We start from the raw sequence: 18,594 nt of genomic DNA on the forward strand, positions 1-18,594 counted from the left end.
ATAATATCGTACTATAAAAGTTTATCTCTTGACAAAATTATTTCATATATTTATTGATTGTCTATAATAAAACATATTACTCTATAAATAAACAAAAAAAGTAGGCATTCGAGGTGCTATTGCAAAATGCCTACTTTGTTATAGGGAACTATTATAATAAATGTTATCTAGGTTGTAACTTTAATTATTATTTTAACTTTATACTGTTAAGAATATATTAATCACAAGTTAAAATAAATAGCACCCAATCTCTAGTTGAAATGCCATCACATAATATATTGGAATTTACTTTATTTACAGTATAAGCTACAGGGAGCTTTGTTATTAGATATTTCCAGCTTATTCTTGAACTTTTCAATTTCTTTCATAATGCTCTTTTCTGTCATATTTTTACCTGTTTTTTAATTTTCCATGTATAATAAATTGATTTCTGCACATGATATTTGAGATACCCCAATAATTTTTACATTTTTGCCAGGGACTTTTATCCCTGGTTTTTTTAGTGCAATTTTCAAAACCTAATACTTCTTGTATTATACCTGTCATTTTTATTGTAAAATAGTAAATACCTAAAATTATCAGAATAATAAATTAAATTCTGCACATCATATTTATATAAGGTTATCAATGTATCTATTTCTCTAAATATTTTAAGTTTTACATAACCTAAAATATCTTACTAAAAGAATATTGATATTTACCTTTATGCTGGGGATGATAAATCCCCAGTGTTTAAATTCTTCCATAAAAATTCCTATACCAAAAAATATTTTTATGCTCTTTTATTAATATCTTCATGCCAGGACTTCACCCCTGGCTTTTTCTTTATATTATAAATGTAACTATATTTAAATAGTTTAATATACTAATTTTGAGGTGAATTATAATGTCAATTTTTGACTCAATAACACCTGAAGAATTATCTATTTTATCAAATTTGATTGCTATTGAACTTACAGAAGGAAAATCATCTAGCGATAATAACGTATTAGGTAATTTTTTAACTGCCATTGCAGCTAATATACTTATCATTGCTGCTCAACAGGATAATCTCAAATCCTTAAAAGAAAATCAAATTCAAATCAAGGATCTTAGAGAACAAATTAAAAGCCTCAAAAAATAACTTGTGGTACATGGGTAGTACTCTATCTGTGTATCTTTTACTGATTATTCAAATCATTAATCATAAGTTGAAATACTAAAGAGTTATTTATACCTATATCCCAATCCTACCTTACCATTATTATATTTTCCATAACCAATTTTTCATCTATTTTATTCTTAAACTTGTACTCTGTTTTATCTCAACACCACCTATTTTTTTTCCCTGCTTCAAGTCTTGGAGTATAGCCTTCTTGTCCAGCTTGGATGCTTGATATATCTTATACTGCACAGGTACGGCATCCTCATCTATCACATTTAAACTAGGAGTATTTTTCTGAATTGAAAGTGTAAACAATGTACCTTTGATTTTTTTCTTTCCTGTAGCCTGCATATGCTCATAAATATAATTCTTCAGTCCACTCACTTTATTTTCTACAGCTTTTTTTCTCTCCTGCAGCCTTTCTATCTCCTTCTTGATTCCCTCTGTATCTACAGACATGGAACTTATAACCTTGGCCACATTTTCTGCTTTTGTATCGAATTCCTCTCCTATACTATCAAGTGCTTTCTTCACATTTTCATCCGAACATTCAGGATTATCTAAAAGCTCCTGAATGTTCTTGTATCTTGCACTTATCTCATACAATTTGCTCATAAAAATCAAACCTCCTAAAATTCCATTTATAAAAGATTTTATAAATTTATTTTGCTCGATTATCACATTAATATGCACTCAATGATTCAAAGTTATTAAAAGTTTAGAATCCATTAGTGTTTTTTGCCCATTTAAATTATATTAGGCGTACATTATTTATATATAAAAATTTTATTTATTTTCATTTATCCTTTTTAATATATATTCTCTCTCTTTCTACATTCATCAAAAATAGTGATACATTTATTAGTCTTTCATATTCTTGAACACTTTGAGTCAAAACTAAAATATTATATTTTAATAACAAATCTACCATTATATGAGTTATACTTAGATATAGAACAACTATATTGAAGGGTAGGAATAATTATGTCTGATAAGGTAGAATTGGTAGTGCCATCAGTTAAATATTTTTTATCATATGTTGAATCTATAAAAGAATATAAACAAAACAATGTGCAAACATATGATTTTTCAGATCCAAATCAGTGTGATATTTTTGATAAATTTCAGCGTTACCGCACTGGAAATAACATACCAGAAGATCATGTCCAAGCAATTATTTTTGGCTTATTGAAAACGGAGAATTTACTGGAGAAGTTTCTATTCGTCACAAATTAACTGATGAACTGCTAAAGCGTGGTGGACATATTGGATACGGAGTTAGATATTCAAAATGGAATAAAGGTTATGGAACCGAATTATTACGTCAAGCATTATTAAAATCAAAATCTATGAATTTACATGATGTGCTTATTACTTGCAATGACGATAATATAGGTTCGTCCAAAATTATAGAAAAAAATGGTGGACTGTTAGAAAATAAACTTGAAAATAAGGTAAACGGAAAACAAATATTAACTCGAAGGTATTGGATTCATATTTTCAACTACTAATAAACATTATCTACAATAAAGCAAGTACACAATTTTCTTTAAGAGCAAATTTAAGAAAGTTGAAAATGACTTCCCTAAAATTCACATGTTTTCAACATTATTTTTAAACATAGATACTTTATTTCCTCATATTTAATTATTCTTGTCTTTTTATTTTCAACTTTTCTATTTGCTTTATATTTATCAAATCCCAGATTTTCTAATAAAAGTTTTTAATTTTTCAATTATGTATTGATGAAACTGTTAAAAGACAAGAAATTTATATAATGACAATAATTTAGTATTCTATGCTGGCCTTGGAAAACCAATAGATATAAGTAACCTTATGAGAGTATATAATATATATTTTTTTTCATATTAGTTTTTTTAGGTAATAACGCTAGTTCTTCATCTGTATAAGTTTCTATTACTTTCTTATCTACTTTAATAGTGTGAATTTTGAAAGTTTCCATATAATCCAAACGCATGAAATAATAAAGAATTGCCCTCAATGTTACAATACTGGTTTTTATACTCACTTCATTTTCTTTTGTTTTAGTTTTTAGAAATAAAATAAATTGTTGAATAGTTTCAGGAGTGATTGTTTTGATTTTCATTGATGATTTAAAAAATTTATAAATAATCTTGATTATACCCTTGCAGTGATGTATTATGGCAAGTTTAAGATTTCGAGCTTTACAATATAAAATATAATCGTTGAAACCTTCGCCCAGAGTCTTGTCTATTATTTTTTTATTCAACTTTATCTGTATAAAAAACAGGCCTTCTATTCATTGTCATTTCAAACAACAAATAGAAGGTCTGTGTTACCTGTAAACCATCTGGTGCTCCCAAGAGGAGTCGAACCTCCGACCTCTTGATTACGAATCAATTGCTCTACCATCTGAGCTATAGGAGCAAACAACATTATAATTATAATACAAAAAACAATTTTAATCAAAAAAATTATAAATATGAATCTACTATTTCATATATACGTTAATATTCCAAAATATTGACGTATATATATATATAATTTATTAATAATAAATTATATATATAATACTCAAATTATTACAGGATTTGAAGGTAAATCTTAACTTTATCGACTTTGACTTTCTTTGACTATTATTGTATTATAATAACTGTAATAAGGATTACTTAATATAAAAAAATAATTAAATAAAATTTAGGAGGTAGTTAATATGTTTGATATGGTTCCATTCAGAAAAGATAATTCTTTAAAAAAAGGAGTTGATTTGGAAAACTTTTTTAACTCATTTTTCAACAATGATTTCTTCGCACCACTCAATATACATGGCTTTGGCAATGGATTTAAAGTTGATCTCAAAGAAACTGATGATGCCTATTTAATAGAAGCTGATCTTCCTGGAATAAAAAAAGAATCTATAGATCTAGATTATAGTGACAACTATTTAACAATATCAGCTAAAAGAGATAATTCTAGGGAAGAAAAAAATGAAAATTATGTAAGACAAGAACGAAGTTATGGTGAATTTAGAAGAAGCTTTTATGTTGATAATGTAGATAAAAATACTATATCTGCATCTTTTGAAAATGGAGTTTTAAAAATTAATCTTCCAAAACTTGAAAAAGGACCTAAAGAAGACACTAAAATTGATATAAATTAAAAAAGGCTTTTCACTACAACTAGCCATAAAGCCACTGAGAAAATGACTCTCAGTGGCTTTATGGCTTTCCTTTTACTAAATTTTACAATAATCTACTCCTGATGAATTACATCAAGATTACCAAATTTGCTGAATTGACCAAGCCAAGCCAACTTTATAGTTCCTGTTGGACCATTTCTTTGCTTAGCAATAATACATTCAGCTACATTTCTATCTTCCGTTTCTTTATCATAATATTCATCCCTATATAAAAACATTACAATATCGGCATCTTGCTCAATGGACCCTGACTCCCTAAGATCTGACAACATAGGTCTATGATCCGTTCTTGACTCTGGAGCACGCGATAATTGTGAAAGTGCAATAATTGGACATTGCATTTCTTTAGCAAGCGCTTTAATTGATCTAGATATTTCAGATACTTCTTGCTGTCTATTTTCAGAACCTTTACCTCCATTCATTAATTGAAGATAATCTATGATTATGAGATCTATTCCATGCTCTATTTTTAGCCTTCTACATTTTGATCTCATTTCCATAATAGATATAGCTGCAGTATCATCTATAAATATGTCAGCTGCTGCAAGTGGTCCTGATGCTTTTGCAATATTTTCCCAATCTTTATCGCTTAGATTTCCAGTTCTAAGATTTAGCATATCAACATGTGCTTCAGAACATAACAACTTATAAGCCAATTGCTCTTTAGACATTTCAAGAGAAAACATAGCTACTTTCTTTCCTTCCCTTAATGATGCATACTCTGCTATATTCAAAGCAAATGTAGTTTTACCCATAGAAGGTCTTGCTGCTATAAGTACCATATCTCCCTTTTGAAATCCTGATGTTTTAGCATCCAATTCCCTAAAACCAGATATTACTCCTGTAGTTTGGCCTTTATTATTGAACAATCTTTCTATTTCTAAAAAGCCTCTTTCAAGTACTGTATTTATAGACTCAAAATCAGAAGTGTCTCTATCACTAGACAAATCAAAAATAGATTTCTCTGCCAAATCAATAATGTTAGATACATCATCCTGATTTTTATAACTTTCTTCTATTATACCAGTACACGACTTAATAAGATTTCTAAGTATGGATTTATCTTTCACAATTTTTATATAAGATTGTAAATTAACAGTTGAGATAACAGATCCCCCAAGTTCGCTTATATAAGTTATTCCTCCGGCTGATTCCAATTTATTTTTAGACTTCAGATTCTCAGTCAAAGTTATTATATCTACAGCGATATCTTTCTGATATAAATCCAATATAGATTCAAATATAACTTTGTGCGCATCCTTATAAAAATCTTCAGGTTTTAAAATTTCCATGGATTGTGCAATGGATGTTTTATCTATAAGCATAGAACCTATTACACTCTGTTCAGCTTCTATATTGTGGGGCATACTTCTAAAAGGCGCATCCATATAAAACCATCTCTCCTCAGTTTTATTAGCATATCTATTTAAAAACTATCTTAATAAGTTCATTAATATTATCTACCGCTTTAACTTTTATATCTGGAATATCTTCTGGTACTTCTTTAAAGTTGTCTTTTGGTATAACTATTAACTTCATTCCCTTTCTTCTAGCTCCATAAACTTTTTCAAATATTCCTCCCACAGGTTTTATTTTACCCCTTAAAGATATTTCACCTGTAATAGCCATATCCTGCCTTAAAGGTTTATTCAAAAGTGCACTTATAATACAAATTGTTATAGCCGCTCCAGCAGAAGGTCCATCTATTCTGCCCCCTCCTATAGCATTAACATGTATATCATAATCACTTATATTTTTATCTGCTATTTCTCTTATTACTGATGCAGCATTAAATACAGAATCCTTTGCCATACTTCCTGCCGTATCATTAAATCTTACTATTCCTTTTCCTTTTTCTTTTGCCTGGAAAGCAACTGCTTCTATTTCTATAGTTGATCCTATATATCCACTTACACCCAATCCATAAATATGCCCTACTTCATATTTTTTATCTATATCCAAATTGTCAAATGGTATAAGTCTTCCTATAGATATAATTTTATTCAAGTCATCTATAGAAATTTTTATACTTCCATCCCTTTTCAAACTATTTTTTAAATTATGTTTATACAAAACATATCCATAGACATCAGATAATATATTAATAGCTTTTCTTCCTTCAATAGTATATCTACTTATAAGTTCTGCCACTCCGGATTCCAATTCTATATTAAGCTTCTGTGATGCATTTTTTACAATAGCCTGTATATCTAAAGCAGTAAGAGGCTCAAAATATACCTCTGTACACCTAGATCTTAATGCAGAATTTATCTCTGTCGGTTCTCTCGTGGTGGCTCCTATAAGTACAAAATCTGCCGGTGCACCTTTTTCAAAAAGGTATTTTATGTATTTCGGTGTATTTTCATCATCTGGATCATAATAAGAAGAAGAGAACTCAACTCTTTTATCCTCTAGCACTTTTAAAAGCTTGTTTTGAAGCATATCATCAAGTTCCCCTATTTCATCAATGAATAGAATACCACCGTGAGCCTCCGTCACAAGACCAAGTTTGGGTTCAGGTATTCCTGTTTCTGCCAGATCCCTTTTAGTACCTTGATATATGGGATCATGCACAGAACCTAAAAGGGGATTAGTAATTTCTCTCGGATCCCATCTTAAAGTAGTGCCATCAACCTCAACAAATTTTGCATCTCTATTAAATGGAGTATACTTTAATTTTTTAGCTTCCTCAAGAGCAATTCTTGCTGCTGTAGTCTTTCCCACTCCTGGAGGACCATATAATATTATATGCTGTGGATATGGCGATGCTATTTTTGATAATATAGATTGAATTGCCCTTTTCTGCCCTATAATCTCATTAAAAGATTCTGGCCTCAAAAGTTCTTGTATATTTTTATTTAATTTTTTTGAATCCAAAACTTCGAGTTGAGCATACCTCTTTAACGTTTTAGCATTTTCAGGACCTTTTTGTTTCTTTATTATACTAAGTCTAACCTCGTCCATATATTTATCTTGCTTTTCAACAAGATTTTTTTCTACTTGTTGTTCAATTCTGTTTTTTACATATCTTCTTGTAAGGAGGTCTGCCAAACACTTATTAGTTTCTCCAAGTGCTATATCAATATCAGACTCATCAGGTATTTCTGAAATTCCACTTCCATTAGTCACTATTTTATTTATTGCATATAGTTTTCTGTACATATCATTACTTTTTATATAACTTTGAAGCTTATATATATTAATTCTAGACTTTATAGTCCTTTCGTTAATTACCTGATTCATTATATCATATAGCGTATTAACTTGACTTTCTAAAGGTATATTATTCCCTTCTATCTCTTTATTTAATCCATCAATAGATTGCAATTTCACCAATTTTCCTCCTTATTTACCTTCAATGACTACATTTATCTTAGCAGATATTTCAGGATACAATTTTACTTCAATATTATAGATTCCAACTTTTTTTATGTTATCCATAACTATTTTCTTTTTATCAATTTCCATTCCAAATTCTGAATTTAATTTATCAGATATATCTTTACCAGTTATAGCTCCAAACAATCTTCCATTTTCGCCAGATTTTACTTGAAGTACTATCTCTTTTCCTTTTAACTTCTGAGCTAACTTTTGTGCAGCTTCTACTTCTTCTAGCCTTTGTTTTCTCTCTGCTTCTTTTTGATTATTTAAAATATGAAGGTTTGTTTGATTTGCTTCTTTTGCATAGCCCTTTGGGAATAAAAAATTTCTTACATATCCATCAGAAGCATTTACTACATCACCTTTTTTACCTAATGATTTCACGTCTTTTATCAGTATAACTTTCATTATTCTTTACCTCCTTAATATAATTATCAATAGCCTTTTTCAATATTTTTAAAACCTCCTCTTCATTGGAAGATTTTAATCTTGCTCCTGCCATTGTCATATGCCCTCCCCCGCCTAGAGATTCAAGTATAAGTTGAACATTAACATCACCAAGAGATCTTCCACTTATAAATATCTCATCTTTTATTTTAACAAGAACAAAGGAAGCTTGAATACCTGTAATGTTTAACAATTCATCCGCAGCTTGTGCTGCTAATACAGTATCTTCTATTTTTACCGGACATACAGCTACAGCAATATTATTATAAATTTGAGCTGAACGTATGATTTCAGCTCTATTCAAATAGGTTTCCAAATCATAAGAAAAAAATTTTTTTATATCAATAGTGTCAGCTCCTGCTTCTCTTAAAAACGAGGCAGCTTCAAAAGTTCTCACTCCAGTTTTAAAATAGAAATTTTTAGTATCTACACAAATACCTGCTAAAAGCGCTTCTGCCTCTATAACCTTTAGTTTAGGGCTACTTAACATATATGGTAACATCTCTGTAATCATTTCAGATGTAGATGAGGCATAAGGCTCAATATAACTTATAATATTCTTTTCTATATAATCTGGAGCCTTTCTATGATGATCTATAATAACTATTCTATCAAACTTTTCAACCAATTTCATGTCTTGAACATAACTTTTGCTGTGAACATCCACAATTATTAAAAGACTACTTTTACTTATTTTTTCATGACAATTTTTACTATGAACAAATACATTTTTATAATCTGCATCATTTTTTATTTTATCAAATATTGGTTTTATACTCAGATTTATATCATCCAATATAATGTAGCATTCCTTTTTTAATGCATTTATTACATTATAAATACCAACTGCTGCTCCCAGGCAATCAATATCTGGTTTTTTATGCCCCATTATAAATACCTTACTACTATCATTTATCATTCCTACAAGAGCATGTGCTATTACTCTTGCTTTTACTTTTGTTCTCTTGCCTACTTCTTGGGTTTTACCACCATAAAATAAAAGCTTATCTCCATTTTTTACAACAGCTTGATCACCACCTCTACTAAGAGCTAATTCCTTTGCAGATGCTGAATAATTTTCACTTTCAATAGGTGTCTTTCCTTTGTATCCAACACCAATACTAAGAGTAATTGGCATTTTATTTCCTTTATCTATTCTTCTCATAACATCCAATATCTTAAATTTATTTTCCATTTGTTCTTTTATATATTTATTTTGAACTGAAAGTATATATTTATTTGGTTCATATTTTCTAACCATAGCTTTTAATTGTTGCGCATAAGTATTTATGGTTCTTTCTATTTCTGCTATTATAAGTGGCCTTTTATCTTCTTCAATAGTTTTAAGTACATCATCAAAATTGTCTACTTCAATTAACATAATAGTGCAATTTTCTTCATCTATAGAATTCATGATTTTAACTAAATCTGTAGTATCATAAAAATATAAAAGTACTATATCATCCTTATAATCTTCTGAAGTACTTAATTTATTTATATATATATTATAGTATCTGTCAATTAATTTTACATTCCTAAATATATTTGCCTTTATAGACTGCTTAAAATTAAATCCTTCTATAATATTATTTATATTTGCTCCTGATATATCTCTGTCTTTTAGAATCTCTGAAAACTTTTGATTATACCAGAGTATTTCACCATCTATATTTGTTATAACTAATGGGGATGGCAATTTTACAAGAGTATTTCTCGTAATTATATCCAATTTAGAAGAAAATTTTTCAATAAATATTTTCCATTCATTTTTCCTCTGCTTTGTATTCTTTACATTGTAAACTATAAGAAATACATATAGACCTGCAGCTATTATACCAATAATTATATGCCTATACAGTATTATAATCATTATAAGTATTGCAATTATTATCATATAAATTCTGTTATTTTTAACAAAATGATTATTGCTGCTTTCCATAAAGTAATCCTCCTACTTATTATTTTTTTTAATTCTGTAAGGATCTAATTTTCTAAAATCTATTATCATATCTATAAACCCTAGAACAATATAAATAAAATACAATCCAATAAAAATAGTTACTATCAAAATTATAGCAATAAGTGTATTTGATATATTAGTCTTACGTTTTAAATAATATGCACTTAAAGCAAGCCCATCTACTATAAATATAAACTGTAATACTATTCCTGATGAATTTATAAAATAATGTGCTAATTCCATATTGTTTCTGTTAAGAATTAAACCTACAACAAGCATAAGTACTGCTGCAGTCCCTATCCTAGTACTCATGTATATATTATTAAATGGTTTTATATGTACAATATCAAAATTTAACTTTTTAAGTATACTATTACCTATTAAATAATTTAAATAAGCTGTAAAAACAGAATTTATCAATATAAATGCTGGAATAATTCTCATTATATATTCAGGGGTAATTGAAGATATAAGATTCTCCATATAACTAAGCTGATCTATAGATAACTTCATTTTAATATATATTTCTTTATTTATTTTAATAGATTCCTTTAAAGGGTTTATAATTATTTTTGTTATGCTGTCACTTATAAAGCTATATATTCCTCCATTACTCATAATTGCTATATAAACTGCAAGAAAAATAACCATTCCTATAAAAATAGCTAACGATGTTAATAAAATTGTTGTAGTAAAATTTTTTTTATTCTTAATACAATAACCAAATGTAATTCCTGATAAGCCTACAAGGGATATAGAAGATATTGCTGTTATTGGATTATATAGTATAGATATAAGAATTGCACTAACTATAATAGAAATTAGAGTAACTTTATAATTTTGTTTGATATATAATACTGCTATTGGTATGGGAAGGACAAAGTTTGTAAAAATCGAAAATACAGGTATATATATACATATCAACATTAATACTACTATAAAAGCAGTAATTAATCCTGCTTCTACTACAGCTCTTACATTATAATTTTTATTTTGCATACCTACCTCCACTATCTTTCTTTAATATGATTATATAATTTAGTAAGGTCCTTTCCATTTTTCTCTATTTCATCTTCTTCAATTATACCAGTCTTTAGTTTCTTTTTCATTGTTTCATCTACGGCAGTGTGTGAATATCCTAATCTACCTGCCAATAAATACAATATTATTATTGCCCCGGAAATACAATCCAGTATAGTTTGATTCATTACATTACTTCCTCTTGTAAGTAGTTTAAAAAAATCTCCTACAGTACATAGAAGATCTGCCTTTAATTCTTCTATTATTTTTACATTATACATTATATTGAAATCTTCCCTTTTCACATCCATCATCCCCTTTTGTCTCTTATTATCCATTTTAATAATTTTTACAGATTTATGCAACAAAAGCACATCTATTTATAACATTTGTATAGTTAATTATATCCACCTTTATCCTTTTTATAAAAATAAAGATCATTAACATATATATGCTAATGATCCCATACAACACAAACTCATTATTCTGTTGTAAACGGCAATAATGCTATATTTCTTGCTCTTTTTATAGCTTCAGTAAGCTCTCTCTGATGCTTAGCACAATTACCAGAGATTCTTCTTGGAAGAATCTTTCCTCTTTCAGTTACATATTTTCTTAATTTATTTATATCTTTATAATCTATAGATTCAGATTTATCCATACAAAATGCACAAACTTTCCTTTTTGCTCTTCTCATTTTTCCTGAATTTCTTCTTCCATTTTCTCTATTATTAGGCATAACTTTCCCTCCTTACCATATTAAAATGGTATATCTCCATCATCTACCGGAGTTATATCATCTCCATAATCATTTTCATTAAAACCTTGAGTATTTCCAAAATTATCAGATTGAGAAGTTTTCATACTACCAGGAACACTTTGGGATTTATCTCCCCATTCCAAAAATTGCACTTCATCTGCAATAACTTCAGTAGTATATCTCCTCGTGCCGTCTTTAGCCTCATAACTTCCAGTTTGAATTCTACCACCAATACCTATAAGTTTACCTTTACTCATATAATTTGCTGTAGATTCAGCCTGTTTTCCCCATACAACAATGGGTATAAAATCAGCTTCTCTCTGTCCATCCTTAGCTTTAGAAAACCTTCTGTCAACGGCCAATGTAAAGGTGGTAACCGCCGTACCATTACCTGGTGTAAATCTTAACTCGGGATCTTTAGTTAATCTCCCAATTAAAACAACTCTGTTCAATTAAAACACCACCTATTTTTTATCATCATTTACTATTATGTGTCTTATAACACTATCTGTAATTCTGAATACTCTGTCTAATTCTTTTGGTAATTCAGGTTCAGCACTAAAATTTATTAAAGTATAATATCCTTCATTGATTTTATTTATCTCATATGCAAGTTTTCTTTTGCCCCAAATATCAACGTTATCTATTACTCCTCCGCCATTTTCTATTACACCCTTAAACTTTTCAACATTAGACTTAAATGCTTCTTCGTCTAATGATGGTTGCAATATAAATATAGTTTCGTATTTTCTCATTAGATTTTCACCTCCTCCCCCTGGACTAGCGGCTGTGATTTATACTATTTTCACAGCAGGGATTACAAGATTTTATTTTATCATAAATTTGTAATTTAATCAATAATATCTTTATTTTTTTCTGAGGTACTTTGTTTTATAATTTTCTTTACACTTTTCTCAAATTTGTTTCTAGGAAGCATAACTATCCTACCACATCCTAGACATTTTATTTTTATATCTGCTCCCAATCTTATAATTTGCCAGCTATTACTCCCACAAGGATGCCCCTTTTTCATTTCAACTACATCACCTATATAAAAAGTTTTTTTCAATTGTTACTCCCCCTTTACAATTTTAATTTCCCTATATGGTATTTTTACATTATACTTTTTAAAAGCTTTTATAATCTCCTCCCTCAATTTTATCTCCACATCCAACTGTTTCATGGGCTTTGTCTTTCCTATAATTCTTATTGTAATAATCCCATCCTTAACTTCCGTTATTCCTAAAACATTAGGACCTTCTGTAACAAATTCACTATCTTTCCCAAAGTCCTTACATAAATCAGCGATTTTAGATATTACTATATTTGAATCCTCATCATAAGCAATATCTACATCAACTGTCATTCTTACATTCCCTCTTGAATGATTTGTAACCTTAGTTATAAGTCCATTAGGTATTATATGTAAATCTCCATTGAAATCCCTTATTTTAGTAACTCTTAATTCCAGACTTTCAACAGTTCCACTTCTATCATCAATACTTATGTAATCACCTACAGAAAACTGATCCTCAAACAATATAAAAAATCCGTTTATTACATCTTTAACCAGACTTTGTGCTCCAAACCCTAATGCAACACCACTAATCCCTGCAAAAGTTAATCCTGTTGCCCCAACTTTTGGGAATATAACTGTAATTATAGTAAATATACCAAAAAAATATACAAAATATTTTAATATACTTTTTAAAATGGCTCCAACAGTCTTTGCCTTTCTGTCATTTAAAGAAATTTTAAAATTTTTCTGCTTCTTTACATATCTATTTATAATTACATTTCCAACTTTTATAGTAATATACATTAAAAATAATATAATAGCTACTGTAATAATATCGTAAATAAAATTATACACTTTTTCTTCAGATATAGAAAAATTCCCTATTTTTATTCCACCCTCAAAAGTAGTTATATTAAAAATAGATAATAATTCATTCTTCATCAAATTTACCCACCCTTTTAAATATCAATTATAGCCTTGAGCATAACTCTAAGGCACTCATTTCTCTAGCCCGATAAGGGCTATTTTTTTCTATCACTAAAATTTATATCATAGGATTTCCTCAACTTTTGTCGAATTTTTAAAATATCACATAATAAAAACACTAAAAGGAGGAAATCTCTATGTACCAACGTCAAGAAATCTTTAATATAATTGAGCTTTTCACTTCACAAAACACAATAAACTTCTACACAGATATTTTTGAAAATATTAATTTATCTTCATTACCCGATAGGGTTCCTTCCAAATACGGACCTGTCGGTTTCTCAAGACACGCTCTTTTCAGAGCTTTTATAGTCATGAAATGTGAGAAGTTTGCTCAAATTACTGATCTTAAAGATTTTTTAGAAAATAATTTAATCATTGCACAACTTTGTGGCTTTGACATTCTTAAACCACTTCCTTCATACAGGACCTTTCAAAGGTTCATAAAGAATATCGAAAACTCTTGTTTGAAAGAAATTATGAAACATCAGGTAAATACTCTCAAGAAACTTGGCTTTATAGACAACAACTTTATATCTGTTGATACAACTCCAGTTAAAGCAAACACTAAACTTAATAACCCTAAATGCTTCGCATCAAACAAATTTTCAAAGAAGAATAATCCAAAGTCTGATAAAGATTGTAAACTTGGAGTACATACTGCAAATAATTCCATGAACGTTAAAATCAATGATAACTCCAATAAATCAAGTAAGAAATATGAATTTTACTGGGGTTATAAAAACCACGTTATCTGTGATGCAATATCCGGACTCCCTATAGATGAATATACAAGTACTGCTGATATCAATGAAATTTCTACCTTGACTAAATTTCTTTCAGGTACAAATAGCTGGTTTTCACTTAATGGAAGTTATGTTGTCGCAGATAAAGGCTATGATTCAAAGTTAAATCATAATTTTATAAAAAACAACTTGAAAGGTCTTGCCTTTATTGCCATTAACAAAAGAGGGAAAAAAAATCCTAAATTAACTTCCACTGGCAACATTATTTGTCAAGGCGGTCTAGCCATGCATAAAGATGGACGACAGTATTTTGATTCATACATCAAGCAAAAATTTTGCTGCCCATTTAAAAAATCTAAAGATGATTCACTGTGTCCCTGCAAACATGAAAAATATTTCAATGGCAGGAAAAACAGAGGATGTATCCGTTATATCAGCAAAGGTACTGACTACAGGGCTTCAATTAATCATGAGTCTAAATTTTTTAAAACCATCTACAGCCTGAGGACAGAATCTGAAAGATATAATTCCAGATGGAAAAAGCTTAATAACGAAAGAGCTTATGTCAGAAATATAAATTCTGTATCAAACTTAAATACTGTAGGACATATATGCCTTCTGACAACTGCGATAGCAGCTATAAAATCTGGTAACTCTGATAAAACCAGATCCCTATCGGGATTAAAAAGAATAGCTTAATTTAAAACCTATTATTTTTTAGCATCAACTTTTACCCTAGGGATACTCTGCCAATTTTTATATTGTAATTAATTGTAAAGTATATTTTTCATAAAAAGCTGTAATTTTTATTCTTCAATCAATAATATTTCCTTTTTCTTGTATTTAATTTTTTAGTTATGTTCATGTCTATATCAATTAATTTATAACCATCTTCTTCTCTTAAATATATATTTTTAAATAAAAATTCTTTGTTTTGCATTAATAATTTAATTTTACTTATATCTTTCAGGCTTAATCTTATACTTATACCACAGCTTTGAATTATAAAAATAGGTGTCGGTACAATATCTATTTTTATTTTTTTTCTTCTTAAAAACTCTTCTCCATTTATGGCATCATTAGTATTTTTAAATGTTATTATATAATATTTATTCATAATTATATTACAGTTAAAATAAACTGAATCCTCCTTATAAAATTACCATATATTGTATACATATATAATATATTGATATATAATATACTCAATAAATAAATTATAGTTCAGTGTTAACTTTGCAAATTATATATAGACAAACAATAATATGTATTATATACTCTATCATAACATAATAATCTACTTAAACTATATAACAAATTTATAAAAGAACGGAGTTGAAATACACTAAAATGGACAAAGTAATAACTAAAATAGATAAAATATTATTATTTTTTATTATATACACTGCAGTATTTATAATCTTCTTTGGAACCCTCAATTACACACTTCCCTTTGTTTTAGCAATAATATGTGCTTTTATATTAAAAAAGCCAACCGTCTATATCTCAAACAAATTTAGAATTAGTCCTTCAGTATCATCTTTAATAACTACAATAACATTTTTTACTATAATTATACTTATTCTATCACTAGGGGTAATAAATATAACACAAGAATTAATACAATTTGGTAAAAACACTCAAATATATATATCAAATAACTCAAATAATATCATAAATTCATTTTATAAATTACAAAAATATTACAATAATCTTGATCCGTATATAATAAATACAATAAATAAAAATATTTCTGGTATTTTAAATAATATATCAAATATAACTGTATCTATTTCAGGAAAGTTAGTATCTTATATAATAAGTTTTGCAGCTACAATACCATATATAATTATGGTAATACTATTTACTTTGCTTTCTACATATTTTTTTACTAAAGATTTCGTTGAAGTAAAAAGCAAAATACTTAATCTTTTGCCAACTAACAAAACCAATAAATTAATATCTATATATACAGAAGCAAAAAAGATGTTAGGAAATTATCTTTTATCCTATCTTATAATAATTTCTGTTACATTTTTAGAAACACTTGTAGTATTTTTAATATTTAAAGTAAAATATACTTTAGTACTGAGTATAATATGTGCAATCGCAGATATACTACCAATACTAGGTATAGGAACTATATACATTCCATTAGCATTAATATATTTGATAGTATTTAAGAATTATGTTACTGCTCTCGGTCTTATAATATCATATATTATAGTTTCAGTAGTAAGACAGATAATTGAGCCGAAACTTGTATCGTCCTCACTTGGAATACATCCTGTAGCTGTACTAGCATCTCTTTTTATAGGATTAAAAATAAATGGCCTTATAGGAATGATATTCTGTATATTTTTAGTTGTATTTTATAATATTTTAAAAAAGGTAGATGTAATATAATATTAATTTCTAATAAATATTTTTTAAATGTATAATAAAACCTCCTATGGTTATAATTCGTAGTATAGGAGGTTTTTATATGTTTAAGAAAATAATTATAGACTCAAATTCAAGAAATTCAATATTTACTTTAAGAGATAGTTTGAGCAACATAATATATCCAATTATAAAATCCGGTAAAACTATTATAATATTATGCATAGGGACAGATAGGTCTACAGGAGACAGTTTAGGACCTCTAGTAGGCGATAAGCTAAAATTTTTAGTAAGAGATAAAATACATGTCTATGGAAATCTTGAATCACCAATTCATGCAAAAAATCTTGTTGAAACTATTAAAGAAATAAATTCAAAATATAAAGATAATTACATAATAGCAGTAGATGCTTGCCTGGGAAGTTTACAGAATGTTGGTAAAATAATTATAGAAACTAAACCCCTACGTCCAGGTTCGGCAGTAAACAAATCTCTTCCAACTGTAGGTAATTTAAGTATAACTGGAATAGTAAATATATCCGGTACCATGGAATTTATGGTACTCCAAAATACACGTTTATCTATAGTTATGCAACTTGCAGAAATAATATCTAGAGGTGTGTATCATTCAATATTAAAAACGGTAGGTGGAAAATCACTTGAGAATTCAAAAAATAAAATAATAGAGAATATTTAATTAAATTATTGCATTATTATATATTCTATTATTAAGGATATATTCTATATCATCCACTTTTTTACTTCCACAATCTATTATTATTGTTTCCCCTATTTTTATATTTATATTTGTATTTAAATTATTTAGTTCTCCATCCTTTAAATTACAGATAATTGCATCAAATATACAATCTATACAGTCCTTCTTTGATATTATATTATATCCTTTTTTTCTTAACTCATCACTTAATCTATAAAGTTTTTCTGAAACATAAATTCTCATATAAACAACCTCCTTAAAGATAATTATTCCCAACAGGAGGTTGTTTATGTATGTAATATTATATCTTTTTATTAATACATTCTCGTAAAACTTGATTCTCTTCTTCTGACAATTCATATCGTGACATACCTTTATCTATAGGCTTGGCGTATGTTGTACTTTCACTTCTTCCATATATCCCTGTAATAATAATTCCATTATTATCTCCATCTAATAATGCTATAGAAAAGCTTAAATCACTACCTACATCTTCAAAAGCTCTATACCTTACAATAGAGAATTTCTGAATACATTTTTTTGATTTTAAACTTAATTCTTCAAATTTTTGTTTCATAAAATCAGTTTCCTTTTTTGTGTCATCTATATTATCAAGATAATCTATTATAAGTTTCTCTAAATTTTTATTATCTACTCCCCTCATAAACCTTCTATATTTTTTTTCTACCCTATTTAAGGATTTAAATACTGTAATAATCATTATAAACAATATTACAATTAATACAAAAAGAACAGCTAAGATATATAATTGAAACCCTTCTATAATTTTTAAAATCTCCTGCATATATTTTCTCCTTCCGTCAGAATGTTTCACATGAAACATCTAATT

General features: G+C 28.0%; 24 protein-coding genes and 1 tRNA gene. 7 read left to right on the forward strand and 18 right to left on the reverse strand.

Going from position 1 to position 18,594, the window contains the following annotated elements:
- Positions 1-217: 217 nt before the first annotated feature.
- Positions 218-358 carry a hypothetical protein gene (locus tag ACSVC9_RS14480; RefSeq protein WP_446898137.1) on the reverse strand — a complete coding sequence of 47 codons (141 nt, stop codon included), beginning with the start codon at positions 356-358 and terminating at the stop codon, positions 218-220.
- Positions 359-886: 528 nt separating this feature from the next.
- On the opposite strand from ACSVC9_RS14480, the gene ACSVC9_RS14485 reads away from it, so the two are divergent.
- Positions 887-1,123: a hypothetical protein gene (locus ACSVC9_RS14485; RefSeq protein ID WP_446898138.1), complete on the forward strand. Its 237-nt coding sequence runs from the start codon at positions 887-889 to the stop codon at positions 1,121-1,123.
- Positions 1,124-1,270: 147 nt separating this feature from the next.
- Here the strand turns inward: ACSVC9_RS14485 and ACSVC9_RS14490 are convergent, their stop codons facing one another.
- Positions 1,271-1,759 (reverse strand): siphovirus Gp157 family protein, encoded by a 489-nt coding sequence (locus tag ACSVC9_RS14490; protein ID WP_446898139.1) that lies wholly within the window; start codon positions 1,757-1,759, stop codon positions 1,271-1,273.
- Between the two features lie 369 nt (positions 1,760-2,128).
- Between ACSVC9_RS14490 and ACSVC9_RS14495 the strand changes: the two genes are divergently transcribed.
- Together ACSVC9_RS14495 and ACSVC9_RS14500 are read left to right on the forward strand one after the other, a co-directional pair.
- Complete coding sequence (locus tag ACSVC9_RS14495; RefSeq protein WP_446898140.1) at positions 2,129-2,380, forward strand: hypothetical protein; 252 nt, start codon at positions 2,129-2,131, stop codon at positions 2,378-2,380.
- Positions 2,365-2,655, forward strand: coding sequence for a GNAT family N-acetyltransferase (locus ACSVC9_RS14500; protein WP_446899870.1), 291 nt, complete (start codon positions 2,365-2,367; stop codon positions 2,653-2,655). The genes ACSVC9_RS14495 and ACSVC9_RS14500 overlap by 16 nt, the downstream gene beginning before the upstream one ends.
- A gap of 323 nt (positions 2,656-2,978) precedes the next feature.
- Here ACSVC9_RS14500 and ACSVC9_RS14505 read toward each other — a convergent pair whose 3' ends face one another.
- Positions 2,979-3,395: a phage integrase SAM-like domain-containing protein gene (locus tag ACSVC9_RS14505; protein ID WP_446898141.1), complete on the reverse strand. Its 417-nt coding sequence runs from the start codon at positions 3,393-3,395 to the stop codon at positions 2,979-2,981.
- Positions 3,396-3,477: 82 nt separating this feature from the next.
- Positions 3,478-3,553 (reverse strand) — tRNA-Thr (locus ACSVC9_RS14510).
- A 286-nt stretch (positions 3,554-3,839) separates the two neighbouring features.
- Here ACSVC9_RS14510 and hsp18 point away from each other — a divergent pair.
- Positions 3,840-4,286: a heat shock protein Hsp18 gene (hsp18, locus tag ACSVC9_RS14515; protein WP_446898142.1), complete on the forward strand. Its 447-nt coding sequence runs from the start codon at positions 3,840-3,842 to the stop codon at positions 4,284-4,286.
- A gap of 92 nt (positions 4,287-4,378) precedes the next feature.
- Here hsp18 and ACSVC9_RS14520 read toward each other — a convergent pair whose 3' ends face one another.
- The 11 genes from ACSVC9_RS14520 to ACSVC9_RS14570 form a co-directional block, all read right to left on the reverse strand.
- Positions 4,379-5,713 (reverse strand): replicative DNA helicase, encoded by a 1,335-nt coding sequence (locus ACSVC9_RS14520; protein WP_446898143.1) that lies wholly within the window; start codon positions 5,711-5,713, stop codon positions 4,379-4,381.
- Positions 5,714-5,747: 34 nt separating this feature from the next.
- Positions 5,748-7,658, reverse strand: coding sequence for a Lon family ATP-dependent protease (gene lonC, locus ACSVC9_RS14525; protein WP_446898144.1), 1,911 nt, complete (start codon positions 7,656-7,658; stop codon positions 5,748-5,750).
- A 12-nt stretch (positions 7,659-7,670) separates the two neighbouring features.
- Positions 7,671-8,114: a 50S ribosomal protein L9 gene (rplI, locus tag ACSVC9_RS14530; RefSeq protein WP_446898145.1), complete on the reverse strand. Its 444-nt coding sequence runs from the start codon at positions 8,112-8,114 to the stop codon at positions 7,671-7,673.
- Positions 8,074-10,092, reverse strand: a complete 2,019-nt coding sequence (locus tag ACSVC9_RS14535; RefSeq protein ID WP_446898146.1) for a DHH family phosphoesterase — start codon at positions 10,090-10,092, stop codon at positions 8,074-8,076. Before ACSVC9_RS14535 ends, rplI begins: the two co-directional genes overlap by 41 nt.
- Before the next feature lie 12 nt (positions 10,093-10,104).
- Entirely contained in the window at positions 10,105-11,112 is a 1,008-nt protein-coding gene (locus ACSVC9_RS14540) for a YybS family protein (protein ID WP_446898147.1), read from the reverse strand.
- Positions 11,113-11,123: 11 nt separating this feature from the next.
- Positions 11,124-11,438 (reverse strand): MazG-like family protein, encoded by a 315-nt coding sequence (locus ACSVC9_RS14545; RefSeq protein WP_446899871.1) that lies wholly within the window; start codon positions 11,436-11,438, stop codon positions 11,124-11,126.
- A 176-nt stretch (positions 11,439-11,614) separates the two neighbouring features.
- Positions 11,615-11,872 carry a 30S ribosomal protein S18 gene (rpsR, locus tag ACSVC9_RS14550; protein WP_446898148.1) on the reverse strand — a complete coding sequence of 86 codons (258 nt, stop codon included), beginning with the start codon at positions 11,870-11,872 and terminating at the stop codon, positions 11,615-11,617.
- A 20-nt stretch (positions 11,873-11,892) separates the two neighbouring features.
- Entirely contained in the window at positions 11,893-12,345 is a 453-nt protein-coding gene (locus tag ACSVC9_RS14555) for a single-stranded DNA-binding protein (protein WP_446898149.1), read from the reverse strand.
- A gap of 12 nt (positions 12,346-12,357) precedes the next feature.
- Positions 12,358-12,648 carry a 30S ribosomal protein S6 gene (gene rpsF / locus ACSVC9_RS14560; RefSeq protein ID WP_446898150.1) on the reverse strand — a complete coding sequence of 97 codons (291 nt, stop codon included), beginning with the start codon at positions 12,646-12,648 and terminating at the stop codon, positions 12,358-12,360.
- A gap of 95 nt (positions 12,649-12,743) precedes the next feature.
- Positions 12,744-12,962 carry a DUF951 domain-containing protein gene (locus ACSVC9_RS14565; RefSeq protein WP_446898151.1) on the reverse strand — a complete coding sequence of 73 codons (219 nt, stop codon included), beginning with the start codon at positions 12,960-12,962 and terminating at the stop codon, positions 12,744-12,746.
- A gap of 3 nt (positions 12,963-12,965) precedes the next feature.
- Positions 12,966-13,853 carry a mechanosensitive ion channel family protein gene (locus ACSVC9_RS14570; RefSeq protein ID WP_446898152.1) on the reverse strand — a complete coding sequence of 296 codons (888 nt, stop codon included), beginning with the start codon at positions 13,851-13,853 and terminating at the stop codon, positions 12,966-12,968.
- A gap of 182 nt (positions 13,854-14,035) precedes the next feature.
- Between ACSVC9_RS14570 and ACSVC9_RS14575 the strand changes: the two genes are divergently transcribed.
- Positions 14,036-15,343, forward strand: coding sequence for a transposase (locus tag ACSVC9_RS14575; RefSeq protein ID WP_446897050.1), 1,308 nt, complete (start codon positions 14,036-14,038; stop codon positions 15,341-15,343).
- 118 nt (positions 15,344-15,461) lie between these two features.
- On the opposite strand, the gene ACSVC9_RS14580 is transcribed toward ACSVC9_RS14575, so the two are convergent.
- The gene (locus ACSVC9_RS14580; RefSeq protein WP_446898153.1) at positions 15,462-15,761 is read right to left on the reverse strand and encodes a DUF3343 domain-containing protein; all 300 of its coding nucleotides are present in this window, start codon (positions 15,759-15,761) and stop codon (positions 15,462-15,464) included.
- A 233-nt stretch (positions 15,762-15,994) separates the two neighbouring features.
- On the opposite strand from ACSVC9_RS14580, the gene ytvI reads away from it, so the two are divergent.
- Positions 15,995-17,050 carry a sporulation integral membrane protein YtvI gene (gene ytvI / locus ACSVC9_RS14585; RefSeq protein ID WP_446898154.1) on the forward strand — a complete coding sequence of 352 codons (1,056 nt, stop codon included), beginning with the start codon at positions 15,995-15,997 and terminating at the stop codon, positions 17,048-17,050.
- Between the two features lie 79 nt (positions 17,051-17,129).
- Positions 17,130-17,723: a spore protease YyaC gene (gene yyaC / locus ACSVC9_RS14590; protein WP_446898155.1), complete on the forward strand. Its 594-nt coding sequence runs from the start codon at positions 17,130-17,132 to the stop codon at positions 17,721-17,723.
- On the opposite strand, the gene ACSVC9_RS14595 is transcribed toward yyaC, so the two are convergent.
- Positions 17,724-17,987: a YkuS family protein gene (locus ACSVC9_RS14595; RefSeq protein WP_446898156.1), complete on the reverse strand. Its 264-nt coding sequence runs from the start codon at positions 17,985-17,987 to the stop codon at positions 17,724-17,726.
- A gap of 58 nt (positions 17,988-18,045) precedes the next feature.
- Positions 18,046-18,549 (reverse strand): DUF4446 family protein, encoded by a 504-nt coding sequence (locus ACSVC9_RS14600; protein ID WP_446898157.1) that lies wholly within the window; start codon positions 18,547-18,549, stop codon positions 18,046-18,048.
- Positions 18,550-18,594: the final 45 nt, after the last annotated feature.

The sequence above is a fragment of the Clostridium sp. LBM24168 genome, assembly GCF_052953915.1.